This window comes from Polaromonas sp. (assembly GCF_029945685.1).
Taxonomy (GTDB): Bacteria; Pseudomonadota; Gammaproteobacteria; order Burkholderiales; family Burkholderiaceae_C; genus Polaromonas.
Genome location: NZ_JAQSDA010000008.1, coordinates 227,921 through 244,130, shown reverse-complemented (window position 1 = coordinate 244,130; position 16,210 = coordinate 227,921). Strand labels below are relative to the sequence as shown.

16 protein-coding genes are annotated in these 16,210 nt (G+C 64.2%); 14 read left to right on the top strand and 2 right to left on the bottom strand.

Annotated elements, in window-relative coordinates; translation table 11 throughout:
* The first annotated feature begins 16 nt into the window (after window positions 1–16).
* The 13 genes from PSV26_RS06610 to PSV26_RS06550 all read left to right on the top strand — a co-directional run bounded on the left by PSV26_RS06610 (window position 17) and on the right by PSV26_RS06550 (window position 13,953).
* Window positions 17–607 (top strand): DUF3305 domain-containing protein, encoded by a 591-nt coding sequence (locus PSV26_RS06610; RefSeq protein WP_300569003.1) that lies wholly within the window; start codon window positions 17–19, stop codon window positions 605–607.
* A complete protein-coding gene (locus tag PSV26_RS06605; protein WP_300569001.1) occupies window positions 600–1,280 on the top strand; it encodes a DUF3306 domain-containing protein in 681 nt (226 codons plus the stop codon). The genes PSV26_RS06610 and PSV26_RS06605 overlap by 8 nt, the downstream gene beginning before the upstream one ends.
* Window positions 1,210–3,297, top strand: a complete 2,088-nt coding sequence (locus tag PSV26_RS06600) for a 4Fe-4S binding protein (protein WP_300568998.1) — start codon at window positions 1,210–1,212, stop codon at window positions 3,295–3,297. Before PSV26_RS06605 ends, PSV26_RS06600 begins: the two co-directional genes overlap by 71 nt.
* A gap of 5 nt (window positions 3,298–3,302) precedes the next feature.
* Window positions 3,303–3,923 carry a molecular chaperone TorD family protein gene (locus tag PSV26_RS06595; protein ID WP_300568995.1) on the top strand — a complete coding sequence of 207 codons (621 nt, stop codon included), beginning with the start codon at window positions 3,303–3,305 and terminating at the stop codon, window positions 3,921–3,923.
* A gap of 240 nt (window positions 3,924–4,163) precedes the next feature.
* Complete coding sequence (locus PSV26_RS06590) at window positions 4,164–4,370, top strand: formate dehydrogenase (RefSeq protein WP_300511701.1); 207 nt, start codon at window positions 4,164–4,166, stop codon at window positions 4,368–4,370.
* 32 nt (window positions 4,371–4,402) lie between these two features.
* On the top strand, window positions 4,403–7,378 hold the full coding sequence (locus PSV26_RS06585; RefSeq protein WP_300511700.1) for a formate dehydrogenase subunit alpha: 2,976 nt from the start codon (window positions 4,403–4,405) through the stop codon (window positions 7,376–7,378).
* Window positions 7,379–7,387: 9 nt separating this feature from the next.
* Window positions 7,388–8,011 carry a formate dehydrogenase FDH3 subunit beta gene (fdh3B, locus tag PSV26_RS06580; RefSeq protein WP_300511699.1) on the top strand — a complete coding sequence of 208 codons (624 nt, stop codon included), beginning with the start codon at window positions 7,388–7,390 and terminating at the stop codon, window positions 8,009–8,011.
* Window positions 8,008–8,229, top strand: coding sequence for a hypothetical protein (locus PSV26_RS06575; protein WP_300511698.1), 222 nt, complete (start codon window positions 8,008–8,010; stop codon window positions 8,227–8,229). Before fdh3B ends, PSV26_RS06575 begins: the two co-directional genes overlap by 4 nt.
* 12 nt (window positions 8,230–8,241) lie before the next feature.
* Window positions 8,242–9,420 (top strand): formate dehydrogenase subunit gamma, encoded by a 1,179-nt coding sequence (locus PSV26_RS06570; protein ID WP_300511697.1) that lies wholly within the window; start codon window positions 8,242–8,244, stop codon window positions 9,418–9,420.
* Window positions 9,421–9,434: 14 nt separating this feature from the next.
* Complete coding sequence (locus PSV26_RS06565) at window positions 9,435–9,824, top strand: hypothetical protein (RefSeq protein WP_300568992.1); 390 nt, start codon at window positions 9,435–9,437, stop codon at window positions 9,822–9,824.
* Between the two features lie 65 nt (window positions 9,825–9,889).
* Window positions 9,890–10,873, top strand: a complete 984-nt coding sequence (locus PSV26_RS06560) for a formate dehydrogenase accessory sulfurtransferase FdhD (protein ID WP_300511695.1) — start codon at window positions 9,890–9,892, stop codon at window positions 10,871–10,873.
* A 117-nt stretch (window positions 10,874–10,990) separates the two neighbouring features.
* Window positions 10,991–13,534 (top strand): FtsX-like permease family protein, encoded by a 2,544-nt coding sequence (locus PSV26_RS06555; protein WP_300568989.1) that lies wholly within the window; start codon window positions 10,991–10,993, stop codon window positions 13,532–13,534.
* 2 nt (window positions 13,535–13,536) lie between these two features.
* A complete protein-coding gene (locus PSV26_RS06550; RefSeq protein WP_300568986.1) occupies window positions 13,537–13,953 on the top strand; it encodes a group II truncated hemoglobin in 417 nt (138 codons plus the stop codon).
* 196 nt (window positions 13,954–14,149) lie between these two features.
* Here PSV26_RS06550 and PSV26_RS06545 read toward each other — a convergent pair whose 3' ends face one another.
* Together PSV26_RS06545 and radC are read right to left on the bottom strand one after the other, a co-directional pair.
* Complete coding sequence (locus PSV26_RS06545; RefSeq protein WP_300511692.1) at window positions 14,150–14,812, bottom strand: Smr/MutS family protein; 663 nt, start codon at window positions 14,810–14,812, stop codon at window positions 14,150–14,152.
* The gene (radC, locus tag PSV26_RS06540) at window positions 14,812–15,486 is read right to left on the bottom strand and encodes a DNA repair protein RadC (protein WP_300511691.1); all 675 of its coding nucleotides are present in this window, start codon (window positions 15,484–15,486) and stop codon (window positions 14,812–14,814) included. Before radC ends, PSV26_RS06545 begins: the two co-directional genes overlap by 1 nt.
* A 160-nt stretch (window positions 15,487–15,646) precedes the next feature.
* Between radC and PSV26_RS06535 the strand changes: the two genes are divergently transcribed.
* Complete coding sequence (locus tag PSV26_RS06535; protein ID WP_300568983.1) at window positions 15,647–16,135, top strand: FKBP-type peptidyl-prolyl cis-trans isomerase; 489 nt, start codon at window positions 15,647–15,649, stop codon at window positions 16,133–16,135.
* Window positions 16,136–16,210: the final 75 nt, after the last annotated feature.

The following is a 16,210-nucleotide window of genomic DNA, read 5'->3' as shown; positions in this document are numbered from 1 at the left end:
ACCGTACACTGCGGGCATGTCTGAATTTGTCCTGCAGCTCCCCGGTGCCGATCCGGCCATTCGCCGCCCCTTCGTGGCGGTGGCCGTGGTCATGCGCCGCGAGCGCATCGACAACCGCTGGCAGCCCTGGCGCTGGTCGCTGGCCGACATCGTGCCGCACGAGGAGAATTTTGGTGACCAGCCGCGCCTGCTGCTCAAGGACGAGCAGGAAGAGCGCTGGCTGCACCCCGGGTTCAAGGTGGAACTGTTCACCGACGACGCCGAAGGTTACTACCTCAATGTCACCACGCCCCAGCCCTGCTTCTGGGTCGTCTGGCGCATGGAGGAAGAGGCGGCGCTGGCCGACGAACCGGTGGCTGTGCCGCAGACCGTGACCCTGAGTTACCACGACGCCGGGCGCTGGCTGGACGCGCAGGAAACCGTGGAGCAGGTGGCTGCGCCGCGCGATGTGGTCGAGTGGGTGCAGGCTTTTGTCGATGCCCACTACGTGCTGGAGGCCAAGCGCCGGCAGCGCCCGCAAAGCTTCAAGCCGCTGCAGGACCGTTTTGGCAACCCGGCGCGCGTGAGCACCGACAAGAAGTTTGGCGGGGGCGGTGGCCATGGCTGACGAAGCCTCCGGATTCCTGGGCCGGTGGGCACGCCGCAAGACGGACGCCCTGCAGGGCAAGCCGCTCGACGAACCGGCGCCTGCCGCCATTACACCTGTAGCAGCAGCCTGGACGGGAGCGCCAGTTCCCCCGGCAGCGGTGCCGCCCCCGGCCGATGCCGCCGCGCCGCCCGAAAAGAAGTTGCTGACACTGGAAGACGCGCAGCTGTTGACGCGGGATTCCGATTTCAAGCCCTTCATGGCCGGTGATGTCGGACCCGAAGTGCGTAATGCCGCGATGAAGAAGCTGTTTGCTGACCCGCACTTCAATGTGATGGACGGCCTGGACATCTACATCGACGACTATTCCAAGTCCGATCCCATTCCCGAGTCCATGCTCCGGCAGATGGCGAGCGCCAAGTTCCTCAATCTGTTTGAGGATGAAGAGAAAGAGGGCGGGAAGGCGGCGCAGGCCACGACACCACGGGAAACTGCGAATAACCCCAAAGATGAAACCGTGGCACAGTCCCAGGAAGGGCTGCCCCTACCCGATCCAGCCATTTCGCCAGAACATTCCAGCCAACCCGAGCCGCAGCCTGGCTCCGGCGCCAGCCAAGAAAACCATGCCCACACTGATCTGCGACTGCAACCAGACCATGCCGCTCCAGCCCCAGACGCTGGGCACGGCACTTGACGAAAAACTGACCCTGCATTCGGCGCTGTGCCGCCGCGAAGCCGGCGCCTTCCAGAAGGCGGTTCAGTCCGGCGACGACGTGGTGGTGGCTTGCACCCAGGAGAGCCGGTTGTTTGCGGAACTGGCCCAGCAGACCGAGGGCGCTACGTCGGTTATCAAGTTCGTCAACATCCGTGAAACCGGCGGCTGGAGCCGGGACGCTGCGCAGGCCAGCCCCAAGATTGCCGCCTTGCTTGCGGTCGCCCATCTGCCGGATGCCGAGCCCGTGGCCACCGTGACCTACAAAAGCGCCGGTCGTGTGCTCATCATCGGTGAGCTCGATGCGGCCGAGCGTGCCGCCGGCTTGCTGTCAGACGCGCTGGACGTGACGCTGTTCAGTCTGGGAACGGGCCGGGACGGCGGTCTGCAGGAGCGGCGTTATCCGGTGCTGGCCGGCAAGATCCAGCGCCTGACCGGCTGGCTGGGCGCTTTCGAGCTCCATTGGCAGCGCAACAACGCGATCGACCTCGACCTGTGCACCCGCTGCAATGCCTGTCTGGCGGCCTGCCCCGAAGGCGCCATCGGTTTCGACTACCAGATCGACAACGCCCTGTGCAAGTCGCACCGGGCCTGCGTGAAAGCGTGCGGTGTGGCCGGGGCAATCGATTTCGGCCGCGCACCCGAGGCTTTGAGCGAAAAATTCGATCTGGTGCTGGACCTGCGTGTCACCCCGGCCTTCACGCAACATGCCTTGCCTCAGGGGTATTTCCGCTGGGATGGCCAGGACACCAGCACGTTGCTGCAACTGCGCTCGCTGGTGGGTGAGTTCGAAAAGCCGAAGTTCTTCAACTACAAGCAAAAACTCTGTGCCCACAGCCGCAATGAAAAAACCGGCTGCACCGCCTGTATCGACGTCTGCTCGGCCTCGGCGATCAGCAGCCAGCGTGACCGACAGCAAATCGTTGTGAATCCCAATCTGTGTGTGGGCTGCGGTGCCTGCACCACGGTGTGTCCGAGCGGGGCACTGACCTTTGCCTACCCGCGTCCCGGGGAGCAGGGCGCGAAGATCAAGACCCTGCTGGGCACGTATGCGCGTGCGGGCGGCAAGCAGGCGGCCCTGCTGCTGCACAGCCAGGAAGCGGGCACCCGGCTGTTGGGTGACCTGGGCCGCATGGCGCGGCTCGATCCGGCCACGCATGGCGTGCCGGCGCGCGTTTTGCCGCTGGCCTTGTGGCACACCGTCTCGGTGGGACTGGAGTTGTGGCTCTCGGCCATCGCCCATGGCGCTTCCCAGGTGTGGGTCCTGATGACGCACGAGGAAGCGCCCCAGTACCGTGAAGCGGTACGCGAGCAGATGGACGTGGCACAGGCCATCCTGGGCGGCCTCGGTTACCAGGGGGAACACTTCCGTATTCTCGACGCCAGGGACGCGCGCGACCTGGCCACGCTCGACGCCCAGCTGCAGGCGGCGCCGGCCCAGGGCGTCGGCCAGGCGGCTGGATTTGCCGTGCAGGCCGACAAACGTGCCACCCTGGAGCTGGCGCTGGATCACCTGATGACGCAGGCCACGGCCAGGCCCGAGGCGATTGCGCTGCCGGCCGCCGGTTCGCCGCTGGGCACCCTGGTCATCAACAGGGATGCCTGCACGCTGTGCCTGAGCTGCGTCAGCGCCTGTCCGGCCAGTGCACTGCAGGACAACCCGGAGCGGCCGCAGCTTAAATTCATCGAGAAAAACTGCGTGCAATGCGGCCTGTGCGCGACAACCTGTCCGGAAAACGCCATCACCCTGCAGCCGCGCCTGCTGCTCACGCCGCAGCGCAAGGAGGCGCGTGTGCTCAATGAGAGCCAGCCCTACCAGTGCATACGCTGCAGCAAGCCCTTCGGCACGCTCAAGGCGATCGAGTCCATGCTGGGCAAGCTGGCCGGACATGCCATGTTCCAGGGAGCGGCAGCTGAACGCCTGAAAATGTGCAGCGACTGCCGCGTGATTGACATCTACTCCGCCGACAACGAAATCAAGATCACCGACATTCGCTAAAACCCATGACCCAGCCCGCCCAACTCGTAGCGTCCACCCTCGACGAAGAAACCGCCCGCGCCGAAGTTTATGGACTGCTGGCAGCGCTGTATTACGCGCCACCGCCGGCTGCCCTGCTCGACAACCTGCGGGTGGCCGTGACCGAAGCGCCTGCTGCCGGTGCCTTGCTGGAAGCCTCGTGGTCTGAACTCGTCGGTGCTGCCCGCCGGTTGCCCGGCGGGGAAATTGCCCGGGAATACGAAGCGCTGTTTGGTGGCGTCGGCAAACCCGAGGTCTACCTGTTCGGATCCCACTACCTCAGTGGGTTCCTCAACGAGAAGCCGCTGGCGGCGCTTCGCACCGATCTGGAAGCTCTGGGTCTGGCGCGTGACGAAACCATGCCCGAAACCGAAGACCATATCGCCTATCTGTGCGAGGTGATGCGTTACCTGATTGCGGGGGACGATGTGGCGGTTGCCAACCTGACGCGTCAGCGCGAGTTTTTCGCACGTCATCTGCAGCCCTGGGCCACCACCCTGTGCGATGTGGTCAGTGCCCATCCGAGGGCGGACTTCTACCGCAGTCTGGCCGGTTTTACACACACTTTTCTCAGCGTTGAAACCCAGGGCTTCGACATGCTGGCCTGAGCAGGCCGGGCCCATGCCAGGCTGGGCCCCACGCGCTCCGCGCAGCAGCTTTTTCTCAAAATGCGACACTTTTTTCTGATTAGTGCAGCCGGGGTAAAAACTAAGATGCCCTATCGTTTTCCCTTGGGTGTTGCATTTGGCCTGACCTGACCGTTGTCGCCTGTTCAGGTCTGGCGTAAAGTAAGTAAATCAGTAAGTATGCAAACCAGTTCATATCAGCAAGCTTCCTTGGAGACCACTATGCAGGACAGCCAGCCAAAACCTTCACGCCGGGGTTTCTTCTTCGGTGCTGCCGCCACCGGCGCCGTTGCCGCCGTGGCGGTCGCCCTGCCCGGGATGCAAGCGCCCGAGGCGGCCCTGCAGGAACCCAAGCCTGCGCCGGAAAAAGGCGGAGGCTACAGCCTGTCTGATCACGTCAAGCGCTACTACCAGACCGCGCGTCTCTGATTCTTCCCGTTCCCCTTCTTACGGAGAGCTCCATGTTGCTCACGAAAAAAACTCACGGTGTCCACGGCGATACAGCGCAGCGCGCCGGATCCGCACGTTTTGTCCAAAGCCTGTCGCGCGGACTGTCGAATGCCCTGCCGACCATGGATCGCCGCGCTTTTCTGCGCCGTTCGGGCCTGGGGGTCGGCGTCGGTCTGGCTGCCACCCAGCTGACGCTGGTCAAGAAAGCCAGGGCGGCCACGCCCGGCGCAGGTGACGGCAGCGGAAAAATCGAGGTCAAGCGCACGGTCTGCACCCACTGCTCGGTGGGTTGTGCCGTCGATGCGGTTGTCGAAAACGGCGTCTGGGTCCGGCAGGAGCCGGTGTTCGATTCGCCGATCAACCTCGGCGCGCATTGCGCCAAGGGTGCGGCACTGCGCGAACACGGTCACGGCGAATACCGCCTTCGTTATCCGATGAAGCTGGTGGGCGGCAAGTACGAGCGCATCAGCTGGGACACGGCGCTCAACGAGATCACCGCGCGCATGATGGATTTGCGCAAGGCCAGCGGCCCTGATTCCGTGTACTGGGTCGGATCGTCCAAGCACAACAACGAGCAGGCCTACCTGATGCGCAAGTTCGTGAGCTTCTGGGGCAGCAACAACTGTGACCACCAGGCGCGCATCTGCCATTCCACCACGGTGGCTGGTGTGGCCAACACGTGGGGCTACGGCGCCATGACCAATTCGTACAACGACATGCAAAACAGCAAGTGCGCGTTGTACATCGGTTCCAACGCTGCGGAGGCTCACCCTGTCAGCCTGCTGCACATGCTGCACTCCAAGGAGTCCGGTTGCAAGATGATTGTGGTGGACCCGCGTTTCACGCGCACGGCCGCCAAGGCAGACGAGTTCATCCGCATCCGCTCCGGTTCGGATATCCCGTTCCTGTTCGGCATGCTGTACCACATCTTCAAGAACGGCTGGGAAGACACCAAATACATCAACGACCGTGTCTACGGCATGGACAAGGTCAAGGAAGACGTGCTCGCGAAGTGGACGCCGGACAAGGTCGAGGAAGCCTGCGGCGTGCCCGAGGCGCGTGTCTACATGGCCGCCGAGATGATGGCCAAGAACCGGCCGTCCACCATCGTCTGGTGCATGGGGCAGACCCAGCACACCATCGGCAATGCCATGGTGCGCGCCTCCTGCATCCTGCAGCTGGCCCTCGGCAACGTCGGCGTCTCCGGCGGCGGCACCAACATTTTCCGTGGTCATGACAACGTGCAGGGTGCGACCGATGTCGGCCCCAACCCGGATTCCCTGCCGGGCTACTACGGTCTGGCCGAAGGTTCGTGGAAACATTTCGCCAGGACCTGGGGGGTGGATTTCGACTGGATCAAGGGACGTTATTCCTCGCCCGCCATGATGGGCAAGCCGGGCATCACGGTGTCGCGCTGGATCGACGGCGTGATGGAGAAGAACGAATTCATCGACCAGGACTCCAACCTTCGCGGCGTGGTGTTCTGGGGTCATGCGCCCAACTCCCAGACGCGCGGTCTGGAGATGAAGCGCGCCATGGACAAGCTGGACCTGCTGGTGGTGATTGATCCCTATCCGTCGGCGACTGCAGCCATGGCGGCCATGCCGGGCAAGGCAGAAGACCTCAACCCCAACCGCGCGGTTTACTTGTTGCCGGCTGCGACCCAGTTCGAGACCAGCGGTTCCGTGACGGCATCCAACCGCTCTCTGCAGTGGCGTGAAAAAGTCATCGAGCCGCTGTGGGAGAGCCGCAGTGATCACATGATCATGCACCAGCTCGCCGAGAAACTCGGCTTTGCCAAGGAACTGTCGAAGAACTACAAGATGCAGAAGGTCAAAGGCATGGACGAGCCCGTGCCGGAAGACATCCTGCGCGAGATCAACAAATGTGTCTGGACCATCGGCTACACCGGTCAAAGCCCGGAGCGCCTGAAGGCCCACATGCGCAACATGCACATGTTTGACGTCAAGACACTGAAGTCCAAGGGCGGCAAAGACAAGGAAACAGGCTACGACACCACCGGTGACTATTTCGGTCTGCCATGGCCTTGTTTCGGAACGCCGGAAATGAAACACCCCGGTTCCCCCAACCTCTACGACACCTCCAAACACGTGATGGACGGTGGTGGCAACTTCCGCGCCAATTTCGGCGTTGAGCGGGAAGGCAAAAACCTGCTGGCTGAAGACGGTTCGCACTCCAAGGGCGCGGATATCCAGACCGGTTACCCCGAACTTGATCATTTGCTGCTCAAGAAACTCGGCTGGTGGGATGAGCTGACGGAGCCGGAGAAGGCCGCTGCTGAAGGCAAGAACTGGAAGACCGACCCTTCGGGCGGAATGATCCGGGTATTCATGCAGGGCCATGGCTGCCATCCGTTTGGCAATGCCAAGGCGCGTGCGGTGGTCTGGAATTTCCCGGACGCAATCCCTCAGCACCGCGAACCGCTGTACGGCAACCGGCCCGACCTCATGGCCAAGTACCCGACGCATGATGACAAGAAGGCCTTCTGGCGTCTGCCGACGCTCTACAAGACCATTCAGCAGAAAAACATTGCCGACAAGGTGCATGAAAAATACCCGCTGATCATGACCTCCGGCCGTCTGGTCGAATACGAAGGTGGCGGCGAGGAAACCCGCTCCAACCCCTGGCTGGCCGAGTTGCAGCAGGAAATGTTCATCGAGATCAATCCCAAGGTGGCCTCAGAGAAGGGCATTCGCAACGGCGAGCGTGCCTGGGTCAGCACACCGACCGGTGCGCGCCTGAATGTCCAGGCGCTTGTCACTGAACGTGTCGGACCCGATACCGTGTTCCTGCCTTTCCACTTTTCGGGGCGCTGGCAAGGCGCCGACATGCTGGCCTACTACCCCAAGGGCGCGGCCCCTGTGGTGCGCGGCGAGGCGGTCAATACGGCGACCACCTACGGTTACGACAGCGTGACGATGATGCAGGAAACCAAGACGACGGTCTGCAACGTCGAGAAGGCATAAGGAGACACCATGGCACGCATGAAATTTGTTTGTGACGCGGAGCGCTGCATCGAGTGCAACGGTTGCGTTACTGCCTGCAAGAACGAAAACGAGGTTCCGTGGGGTGTCAATCGCCGCCGTGTGGTCACGCTCAACGACGGTGTTCCCGGCGAGAAGTCCATTTCGGTGGCCTGCATGCATTGCAGCGACGCGCCGTGCATGGCTGTTTGCCCTGTCAACTGCTTCTACCGCACCGACGAGGGCGTGGTGCTGCACGACAAGGACGTCTGCATTGGTTGTGGCTACTGCTCTTACGCCTGCCCCTTCGGCGCGCCGCAGTTTCCGTCCCAGGGCACTTTCGGCGTGCGCGGCAAGATGGACAAATGCACGTTCTGCGCCGGCGGACCCGAGGCCAACGGCAGCCAGGCTGAATTCGAAAAATACGGCCGGAACCGGCTGGCCGAAGGAAAATTGCCAGCCTGCGCCGAGCAGTGCTCGACCAAGGCGCTGCTTGCCGGTGATGGCGATGTGGTTGCCGACATCTTCCGCACCCGCGTCGTACAGCGCGGCAAGGGCGCCGAGGTGTGGGGTTGGGGAACGGCCTACGGCTCCAGGCAAGCGGGTCAACCACCCGTGAATGGAGCCAAATCATGATGCGTCTTGCACTGCTCACAGCTGCCGTCATGGCGCTTGCCGCTTGCGGCGACAAACCCCAGTCTGCTGGCGGCGTCAAAAGCGATACGGCCGCGTTTCAGGGCACCAACAATGCCTTCAACGCCCCGGGCTGGAAGGCCGGTGACAAGACCGCTTGGGAGCAGCAGCTCAAGACCCGCGCGCAGGCCGGCCAGAACGAATACAACCGCGTGAAATAACAGGGAGTTCACATGCAACGCCCATCGAGATTTCTGGCAGCCCTGTTCTTCGCAGCGTTTGGCTGGTCGACCGCGGTGTTGGCGCAACCCGCCGCCGTCCCGGGTGCTCCAGCGGCGGTGCCAGCCGCAGCGCCCACAGGTGGCATCCAGAGCGCCAACATCTTCGAGGTCAAACCCGATGCGAGCGCCGATCCCAAATACGCCGAGCAGACCAACGGCGAGCGCGCCAGGGTCCAGCCGGGCAACAATGCGCCAATGTGGCGTCAGGTCGGATCGGGCGTCACCGGCTACAGCAGCCTGCCCAAAAGCGAAGCGCCCGAGGCCGGCAACCTGATCCAGCCTTTTGTGCGATACCCCGGCTCACTGCTGACCAATGCCGGAGAGGCCTGGCGGCAGGTACGCAACAACTGGTTGATCCCCTACGGTGGCGCCCTGCTGCTGATCGTGGTGGGCGCGATTGCGCTGTTTTATTTTGGAAAAGGCCGGATCAATCTGCACGGGGCCGAAACCGGGCGCAAGATCGAACGTTTCACGCCGTTTGAGCGTTCAGCGCACTGGGCCAACGCCATTGCGTTCTGTATTCTGGCCATCTCCGGCATTGTCATGGCATTTGGCAAATTCTTCCTGCTGCCGGTCATGGGCCTCACCCTGTTCGGCTGGCTGACCTATCTGCTCAAGAACATGCACAACTTTGCCGGCCCGCTGTTTGCCGTGTCGCTGGTGATCGTGTTTTTCACGTTTGTCCGCGACAACATGCCCAGCCGCGGCGATATCGGCTGGCTGCTCAAGGGCGGCGGCCTGCTGTCGGACAAGGAAGTGCCGTCACATCGCTTTAACGCCGGCGAAAAACTGGTGTTCTGGGGCGGCGTGTTTTTCCTCGGTGTCATCGTGGTGGCATCCGGGCTGGTGCTCGACAAGCTCGTCCCCGGGCTGATCTATGTACGTGACACCATGCAGGTGGCGCACATGGTGCATGCCGTGGCGACGGTGCTGATGATGGCGATGTTCATCGGCCACATCTACATTGGCACCATTGGCATGCAGGGCGCCTATGACGGCATGAAAACCGGCTATGTGGACGAGACCTGGGCCAGGGAACACCACGAATACTGGTATGACGACGTGAAGGCTGGCAAGATTCCGGCGCAGCGCAGCGAGCCTGCGCCACCGAGCCAGACCGTACAGGTATAACAAGGACTATTCCCATGAAGAAACTTCTATTCTCGGGCTTGCTGCTTGCTGTTTCATCGATGGCGCTGGCCAAGCTGCCCCCTGTCAGCGATGAGGCCAAGGCCAAAGCCGCCGAGGCCGCCGCGAAGGCCGCCTGGGCCGGCAAGGTCGATGGCTACCTGTTGTGCAAATCCATGGACAAGGTGGCAGCCGGGTATTTCAAGACGGCCAAGGCGGCCGGCAAGGAGACCAAGCCACCGGTTGCCACGCCGGCCTGCGCAGACCCCGGAGCCTTCACTTATGCGCCTCCGGAAACGGCCAAACCCCTGGAGGCTTCCGGTGCGCACTCTCCGGCGGCTACCGCCACCAGCCCGCCCAGCAGCAAGACCCCCGCGGCAGCCATCGCCCCTGAGAAAAAATCCTGAGTACCCACTCAACGCATAAAGGCCGGCCCCGCAAGGTGCCGGCCTTTTTGTTGTAGTCTCCAACCATGCCTCTCCCCCACCTGACCCAGGCCCGGGCGCCGCTCACCTGCGAGATCGACGCAGTCAACGAATATGGCGAGCCGCTCCAGATTGCCATTCCCGCCGAACGCGCCTTGACGGTGTATGTCGACAAGCGCGAGCTGGTCACCCTGATGACGCTGGGTGCCCATCCCGAGTTGCTGGTGCTGGGTTACCTGCGCAACCAGCGGCTGGTCAGGGATGCCGCAGAGATCGAGTCCATCACCGTGGACTGGGATGTGGGGGCTGCGGCGGTCAAGACGCGTCACGGCATTGCGGACATCGACGAAAAAACCGCGCGCAAGGTGGTGACCACCGGCTGCGGGCAGGGCAGTGTGTTCGGTGGCCTGATGGACGAGGTGGACCAGATCGAACTGCCGGCCGATGCCTGCATCACCCAGGCCCAGCTTTACGGGCTGGTCAACACCATCCGACTCAAGGAGACCACCTACAAATCAGCGGGATCCGTTCACGCCTGCGCATTGTTCTCCCTGGCGGCCGCGGAGCCGGAAATGTTGCTGTTTGTCGAGGACGTGGGGCGGCACAACGCCATCGACACCATTGCCGGCTGGATGGCGATGAATCTGTTGGCCCCCACGCTCCCCACTGCGTGTGGTTCGCTGCCCCCCGAGGGGGCCGCTGCGCCTGCGGACTGGCAAAGCCAGATCCGCGGCCCCGGCTGGTCTGGATCCGAAGTCCCCACGCTCTCCCGCCAGCCTTCCGGACTCGTGTTCTACACCACCGGACGGCTGACCAGCGAAATGGTCATCAAGTCGGCGCAAATGGGCGTGCCGATTGTGGTGTCGCGCAGCGGCATCACGCAGATGGGCCACCAGGTGGCGCAGGCTGTCGGGTTGTGCGCCATAGGCCGCGCGACCAACCGGCGTTTTGTCTGTTATGCCCAGCCCGGGCGGCTCAAGCTGCAACCGGACCTCGCGGGTCCCCGGCTCCGGGCGCCAGAGACTGCCTGACCGACTGAGGGCGGCGCGGCATTTTCCCAAGGGTTCTTGCCAGACCCACGGTCCTGGCTGACCGGCGACAGAAACCGTCAGACGCCGGGGCTGTGCACTTTGCGTTATCGTCAGGCGATGAACACCCTTTTCCTCAAACTCGGCTGGCGCACGCTGCTGCGCGACCTGCGCGCCGGAGAGCTTCGGCTGCTGATCGTCGCGGTGACGCTGGCAGTCGCGGCCTTGACGGCCGTCGGGTTTTTTGCGGACCGTCTCAAGGGCGGGCTGCAGCGCGACGCCCGTCAGCTCCTCGGCGGTGATGCCGTTTTGCGCAGCGACGGCATGACTCCCGAGGTATTCATCGCCAAGGCGCGCAGCCTGGGCCTGCAGGTTGCCTCCACCGTGACCTTCCCGACCATGGGCCGGGCCAGCGAGGAAGACGGCGGCGGCAGCAAACTCGTGGCCTTCAAGGCGGTGCCAGAAGGTTACCCGCTGCGCGGCACCTTGCAGGTCGCATCCAGCCCCGAGGCTGCCGGCGCGGCCACCCGCGAAATTCCCGCTCCCGGCACGGCCTGGGCCGATGCCTCGCTGCTGGATGCGCTGGGCCTGCGCATCGGCCAGCCCCTGCTGATGGGCGACGCGCGCTTCACCTTGTCGCGGGTGATTGTTCAGGAGCCCGACCGCGGCGGCGGTTTTGCCAATTTTTCGCCACGCGTGATGATCAACAGTGCCGACCTGGCGGCCACCGGCCTGATCCAGCCGGCCAGCCGGACCAACTACCGCTTTGCCGTGGCCGGCAGCGACGCCGCGGTGAAAACCTATGTCGAGTGGGCCACGCAGGAAATCAAGAAGGCCGACTTCCGCGGTGTGCGCATCGAGTCGCTGGAAACCGGCAGCCCCGAGATGCGCCAGACACTGGACCGTGCCGAAAAATTCCTCAACCTGGTGGCCTTGCTGGCCGCCCTGCTGAGCGCCGTGGCCGTCGCCATCGTGGCACGGGGTTTTGCCGCCAAACACCTGGACGACTGCGCCATGCTGCGCGTGCTGGGCCAGCCGCAACGCACCATCGCGCTGGCCTACACCTTTGAATTCGTGCTGGCCGGGCTGGCAGCCAGTGCGCTTGGTGTGTTGATCGGTTTTGCCGTGCACTACGGTTTTGTGCTGTTGCTGGCCGGCCTGGTCGAAACCGCCTTGCCGGCGCCTACCTTCTGGCCGGTGGCGTTTGGCATGGGCATGGGGCTGACCCTGCTGCTCGCTTTCGGCCTGCCGCCGGTGTTGCAGCTGGCCCAGGTTCCGCCGCTGCGCGTGATTCGCCGCGATGTCGGCAACCTGCGTCCGGCCTCGCTCGCCGTGCTGCTGGTCGGGGTGCTCGGTTTTGCGGCCCTGCTGGTGGCCGCCAGCAGCGACCTCAAGCTTGGCCTGATTGCCGTCGGCGGTTTTGCCGGGGCCGTGGTGGTGTTTGCCGTGGCCAGCTTCGCGGCCGTCAAGCTGCTGCGCGCCAGCGTCAGCGAAACCACCGCGCCGCGCTGGCTGGTGCTGGCCACGCGCCAGCTGTCGGCACGCCCGGTTTATGCGGTGGTGCAGGTCAGCGCGCTGGCGGTCGGTCTGCTGGCGCTGATGCTGCTGGTGCTGCTGCGCACCGATTTGATCAGCAGCTGGCGCCGCGCCACGCCGCCCGACGCGCCGAATCGTTTTGTCATCAATGTGCAACCCGAGCAGGGCGATGCCTTCCAGCAGGCGCTGCGCGATGGCGGTGTCACGAAGTTTGACTGGTACCCCATGATCCGTGGCCGCCTGGTCGCGGTCAACGGCAAGGACGTGACCCCGGATGACTTCGAGGACGACCGCGCCAAACGCCTGGTGGACCGCGAGTTCAACCTGTCGCATGCCGCGCAGCAGCCCTCGCACAACCAGGTGGTGGCCGGCCGCTGGACGGCCGACGAGGCTGGCGCCATCAGCGTCGAGGACGGGCTGGCCAAAACGCTGGGCCTGAAACTGGGCGACAGCCTGCGTTTCGACATTGGCGGCCAGCTCAGCGAGGCAAAAATCACCAGCCTGCGCAAGGTCGACTGGGGCTCCATGCGGGTCAATTTCTTTGTGATGTACCCGGTGGCGAAAATGACGGACGTGCCGGTGTCCTACATCAGCGCCTTCCGCGCGCCCGAACGTGTGCCCGTGCAGGACGGGGTGAAGCCGCGCAGCTTTGACAACGAACTGGTCAAGGCCTTTCCCAACATCACCAACGTCGACATGAGCAGCACCATCGCCCAGGTGCAGCGCGTGCTCGACCAGGTGATACGCGCCGTGGAGTACCTGTTCGGTTTCACGCTGGCCGCCGGCCTGGTGGTGCTGTTCGCGGCCATCACCGCAACGCGCGAAGAGCGTGCGCACGAGTTTGCCATCATGCGTGCCGTCGGTGCGCGCGCCTCGCTGCTGCGCCAGGTCCAGCGCGCCGAACTTGCCGGCGTCGGCCTGCTGGCCGGCTTCCTGGCCTCCGTCGTGGCGCTGGCGGTCGGCTGGGGCCTGGCGCGTTACGTGTTCGATTTCAGCTGGACCGGCTCCTGGACCGTGCCGCTTTACGGCAGCCTCGCCGGCGCCGTGCTGGCGATGGCGGCGGGTTGGTGGGGCCTGCGCTCCGTGCTCAACACACCCGTCGTGGAAACCTTGCGCAAGGCGCAATGAGCATGCAGGCTGAAGAAAAATCTCAGGGCGCAGCGCCGTTCGCCACCCCCTTCGACTGGATAGGCGGCGAAGCGCGCGTGAAGGCGCTGGTGGACCGTTTTTACGACCTGATGGACCTGGAGCCCGGTTACGCCGCATTGCGCGCTGCGCACGGCAGCGACCTGGTCAAGGCGCGCCAGCACCTGTTCTGGTTTCTGTGCGGCTGGCTCGGCGGGCCGCAACATTACACCGAGCGGTTCGGCCACCCCAAGCTGCGCCTGCGCCACATGCCTTTTGTCATCGGCATCCTCGAGCGCGACCAGTGGTTGGCCTGCATGGACCAGGCCATGGACGAAACCGGTGTCGATGAAGAACTGCGCGCCAGGTTGCGGGCCTCATTTTTCCAGACCGCCGACTGGATGCGCAATACGCCGGCCTAGATCACGTCTTTGGAGTGCTATTTATTTGATAGCTACTCGTACCCGTCCCGCCTTGGCTGATGGCACTTTTTGCTTCATGAAATTTCACAAACCGTCTTGCAACATCATTTGCATTGATGTTTTTTGATGAAATCGGCCTTCAGCCCTTATCAAACGGGCGCCAGAAGCTATTGAATTCATAGCGAAACGGGAGAAATCAGCTCTGCGCCAGCAACACCACCAGCGCACCGGCGCCACCCTCGGCCGGCCGCGCCTGCACAAAGGCGATCACCTCCTGCTTCTGGATCAACCAGCTTTGCACCCGGCCCTTGAGCACCGGCGTTTTGCCCGGCGAACCCAGTCCCTTGCCGTGCACCACCCGCACGCAGCGCATGCCGGCCTTGTGCGCTTCGCGAATGAAGGCCGAGAGCGCATCACGCGCGTCCTCGCGGCGCAGGCCGTGCAGGTCAAGCTGGCGCTGGATGCTCCAGCCGCCGCGGCGCAGCTTGCGCACCACGTCCGGCCCCATGCCGGGGCGGCGAAAACTCAGCGCCTCGTCGGTGTCGAGCAGGGTCTCCACATCAAATTCGTCGGAGATGGCCTCGCGCATCACGGCCAGCTCGTCGCGCTGCTGCTGCACCGGAATCGGCGCGGGCTGGGCCGGCGCCAGCTGCGCCCGGTGGCCGGGCAGATGCCTGGCCGGCAGCGCCTTGACCGGGCCGATGGCGCGGGAAAACAGCTCCTTTTCCGCCTTGGCCTTGGCGGCGGCTGCCAGGCGAGCGGCCCGGGTTTGCGCGTCCTGGCGGGCGCGTGCCTCGATTTCAAGCTTGATGGCTTTCAGGCCCTTCAGGTCCTTGATGGCCGGGGGGCGGGCGGCCATCAGAGCAGACCCCGTTCCGCCATCGAGACCGCCTGCGTGCTGGTCACGACAAAATGGTCCAGCACCCGCACGTCCACCAGGGCCAGCGCGGCCTTCAGCGTCTGTGTCAGCGCCTCGTCGGCACGCGAGGGCCGGGCTTCACCGCTCGGGTGGTTGTGCGCCAGCACCACGCTGCCGGCGTGCAGGGCCAGCGCCCGCACCACCACCTCGCGCGGGTAGACGCTGGTTTGCGTCAGCGTGCCGCGAAACAGCTCTTCCAGCGCAATCAGCCGGTGCTGGCTGTCAAGAAACAGCACCGCAAAAATTTCATGCGGCCGGCTGCCCAGCTGCAGCTGCAGGTAGTCGCGCACGGCTTGCGGCGTGGAAAACAGCGGCTTGTCCTGCAGCTCCTGCGCCAGCGCGCGGCGCGCCAGTTCCAGCACCGCCACCAGTTCGGCGCGTTTGGCCGGCCCCAGGCCCTTGATGCTGCCCAGGGCTTTGTGCCCGGTGTGCAGCAGGCCGGCCACGCCGCCGAAAGTGTCCACCAACTCCTGGCCCATCTGCAGCGCGTTTTTGCCGGGAATGCCGCTGCGCAGCAACAGGGCCAGCAGCTCGGCATCGCTGAGCGCGCCGGGGCCTCGGGCCAGCAGCTTTTCGCGGGGGCGGGCGTCCTCGGGCAGGTCTTTCAGAAGCATGGCGAGGCTTTTTGGTGGGTTGACGAACAGCACCGGGGCGGGCTGGCAGGGCGGTAGCAGGGGTAAACCGGGGTGTTTTTTTCTGCCTGGTCGGCACTTTCTACAATAGGGGCAGTTTACAAACAGTTGGCGGCCCGCCGGGCCGGCCCCCGAAAGTCCTATGTCCACCGTGGAAACATCCGCTCCCCCCGTCGTTCAGCCCGGTTCTTTCCTGACCCTGCACTACCGCATGGCCGGGCCGTCCAGGGACGGACAAGCAGGCGCCGACATCATCAATACCTTCGAGGGCAAGCCGGCCACCCTGAGTCTGGGCACCGGCGAGCTGTCCCCCGCCATCGAGCAGCGCCTGCTGGGCCTGCCAGAAGGCACGCGCACCCGCTTCGAGCTGGCCGCCGGCGAGGCTTTCGGCGAGCGCAACCCCGAGCTGGTGCAGTGGGTGGCGCGCAAGCTGCTCAATGAGCTGGGCGACCCGCACGAGCAGTACAAGGTCGGTGATGTGGTGCAGTTCCCCACGCCCGACGGCATGGGCCAATACGCCGGCGCGGTGCAGCAGGTCAAGGCGGAAGGCGACGCGGTGCAGTTCGACTTCAATCACCCGCTGGCCGGCCAGCCGGTGGTGTTTGAAGTCCAGTTGATTGGTGTTTTATGACCAGCAAAGGCACGCAACAATTTTCCGACGGGCCGCCCCTAGGAAAATTAGCCCCCTCGGGGGGCAGCGCAGTAC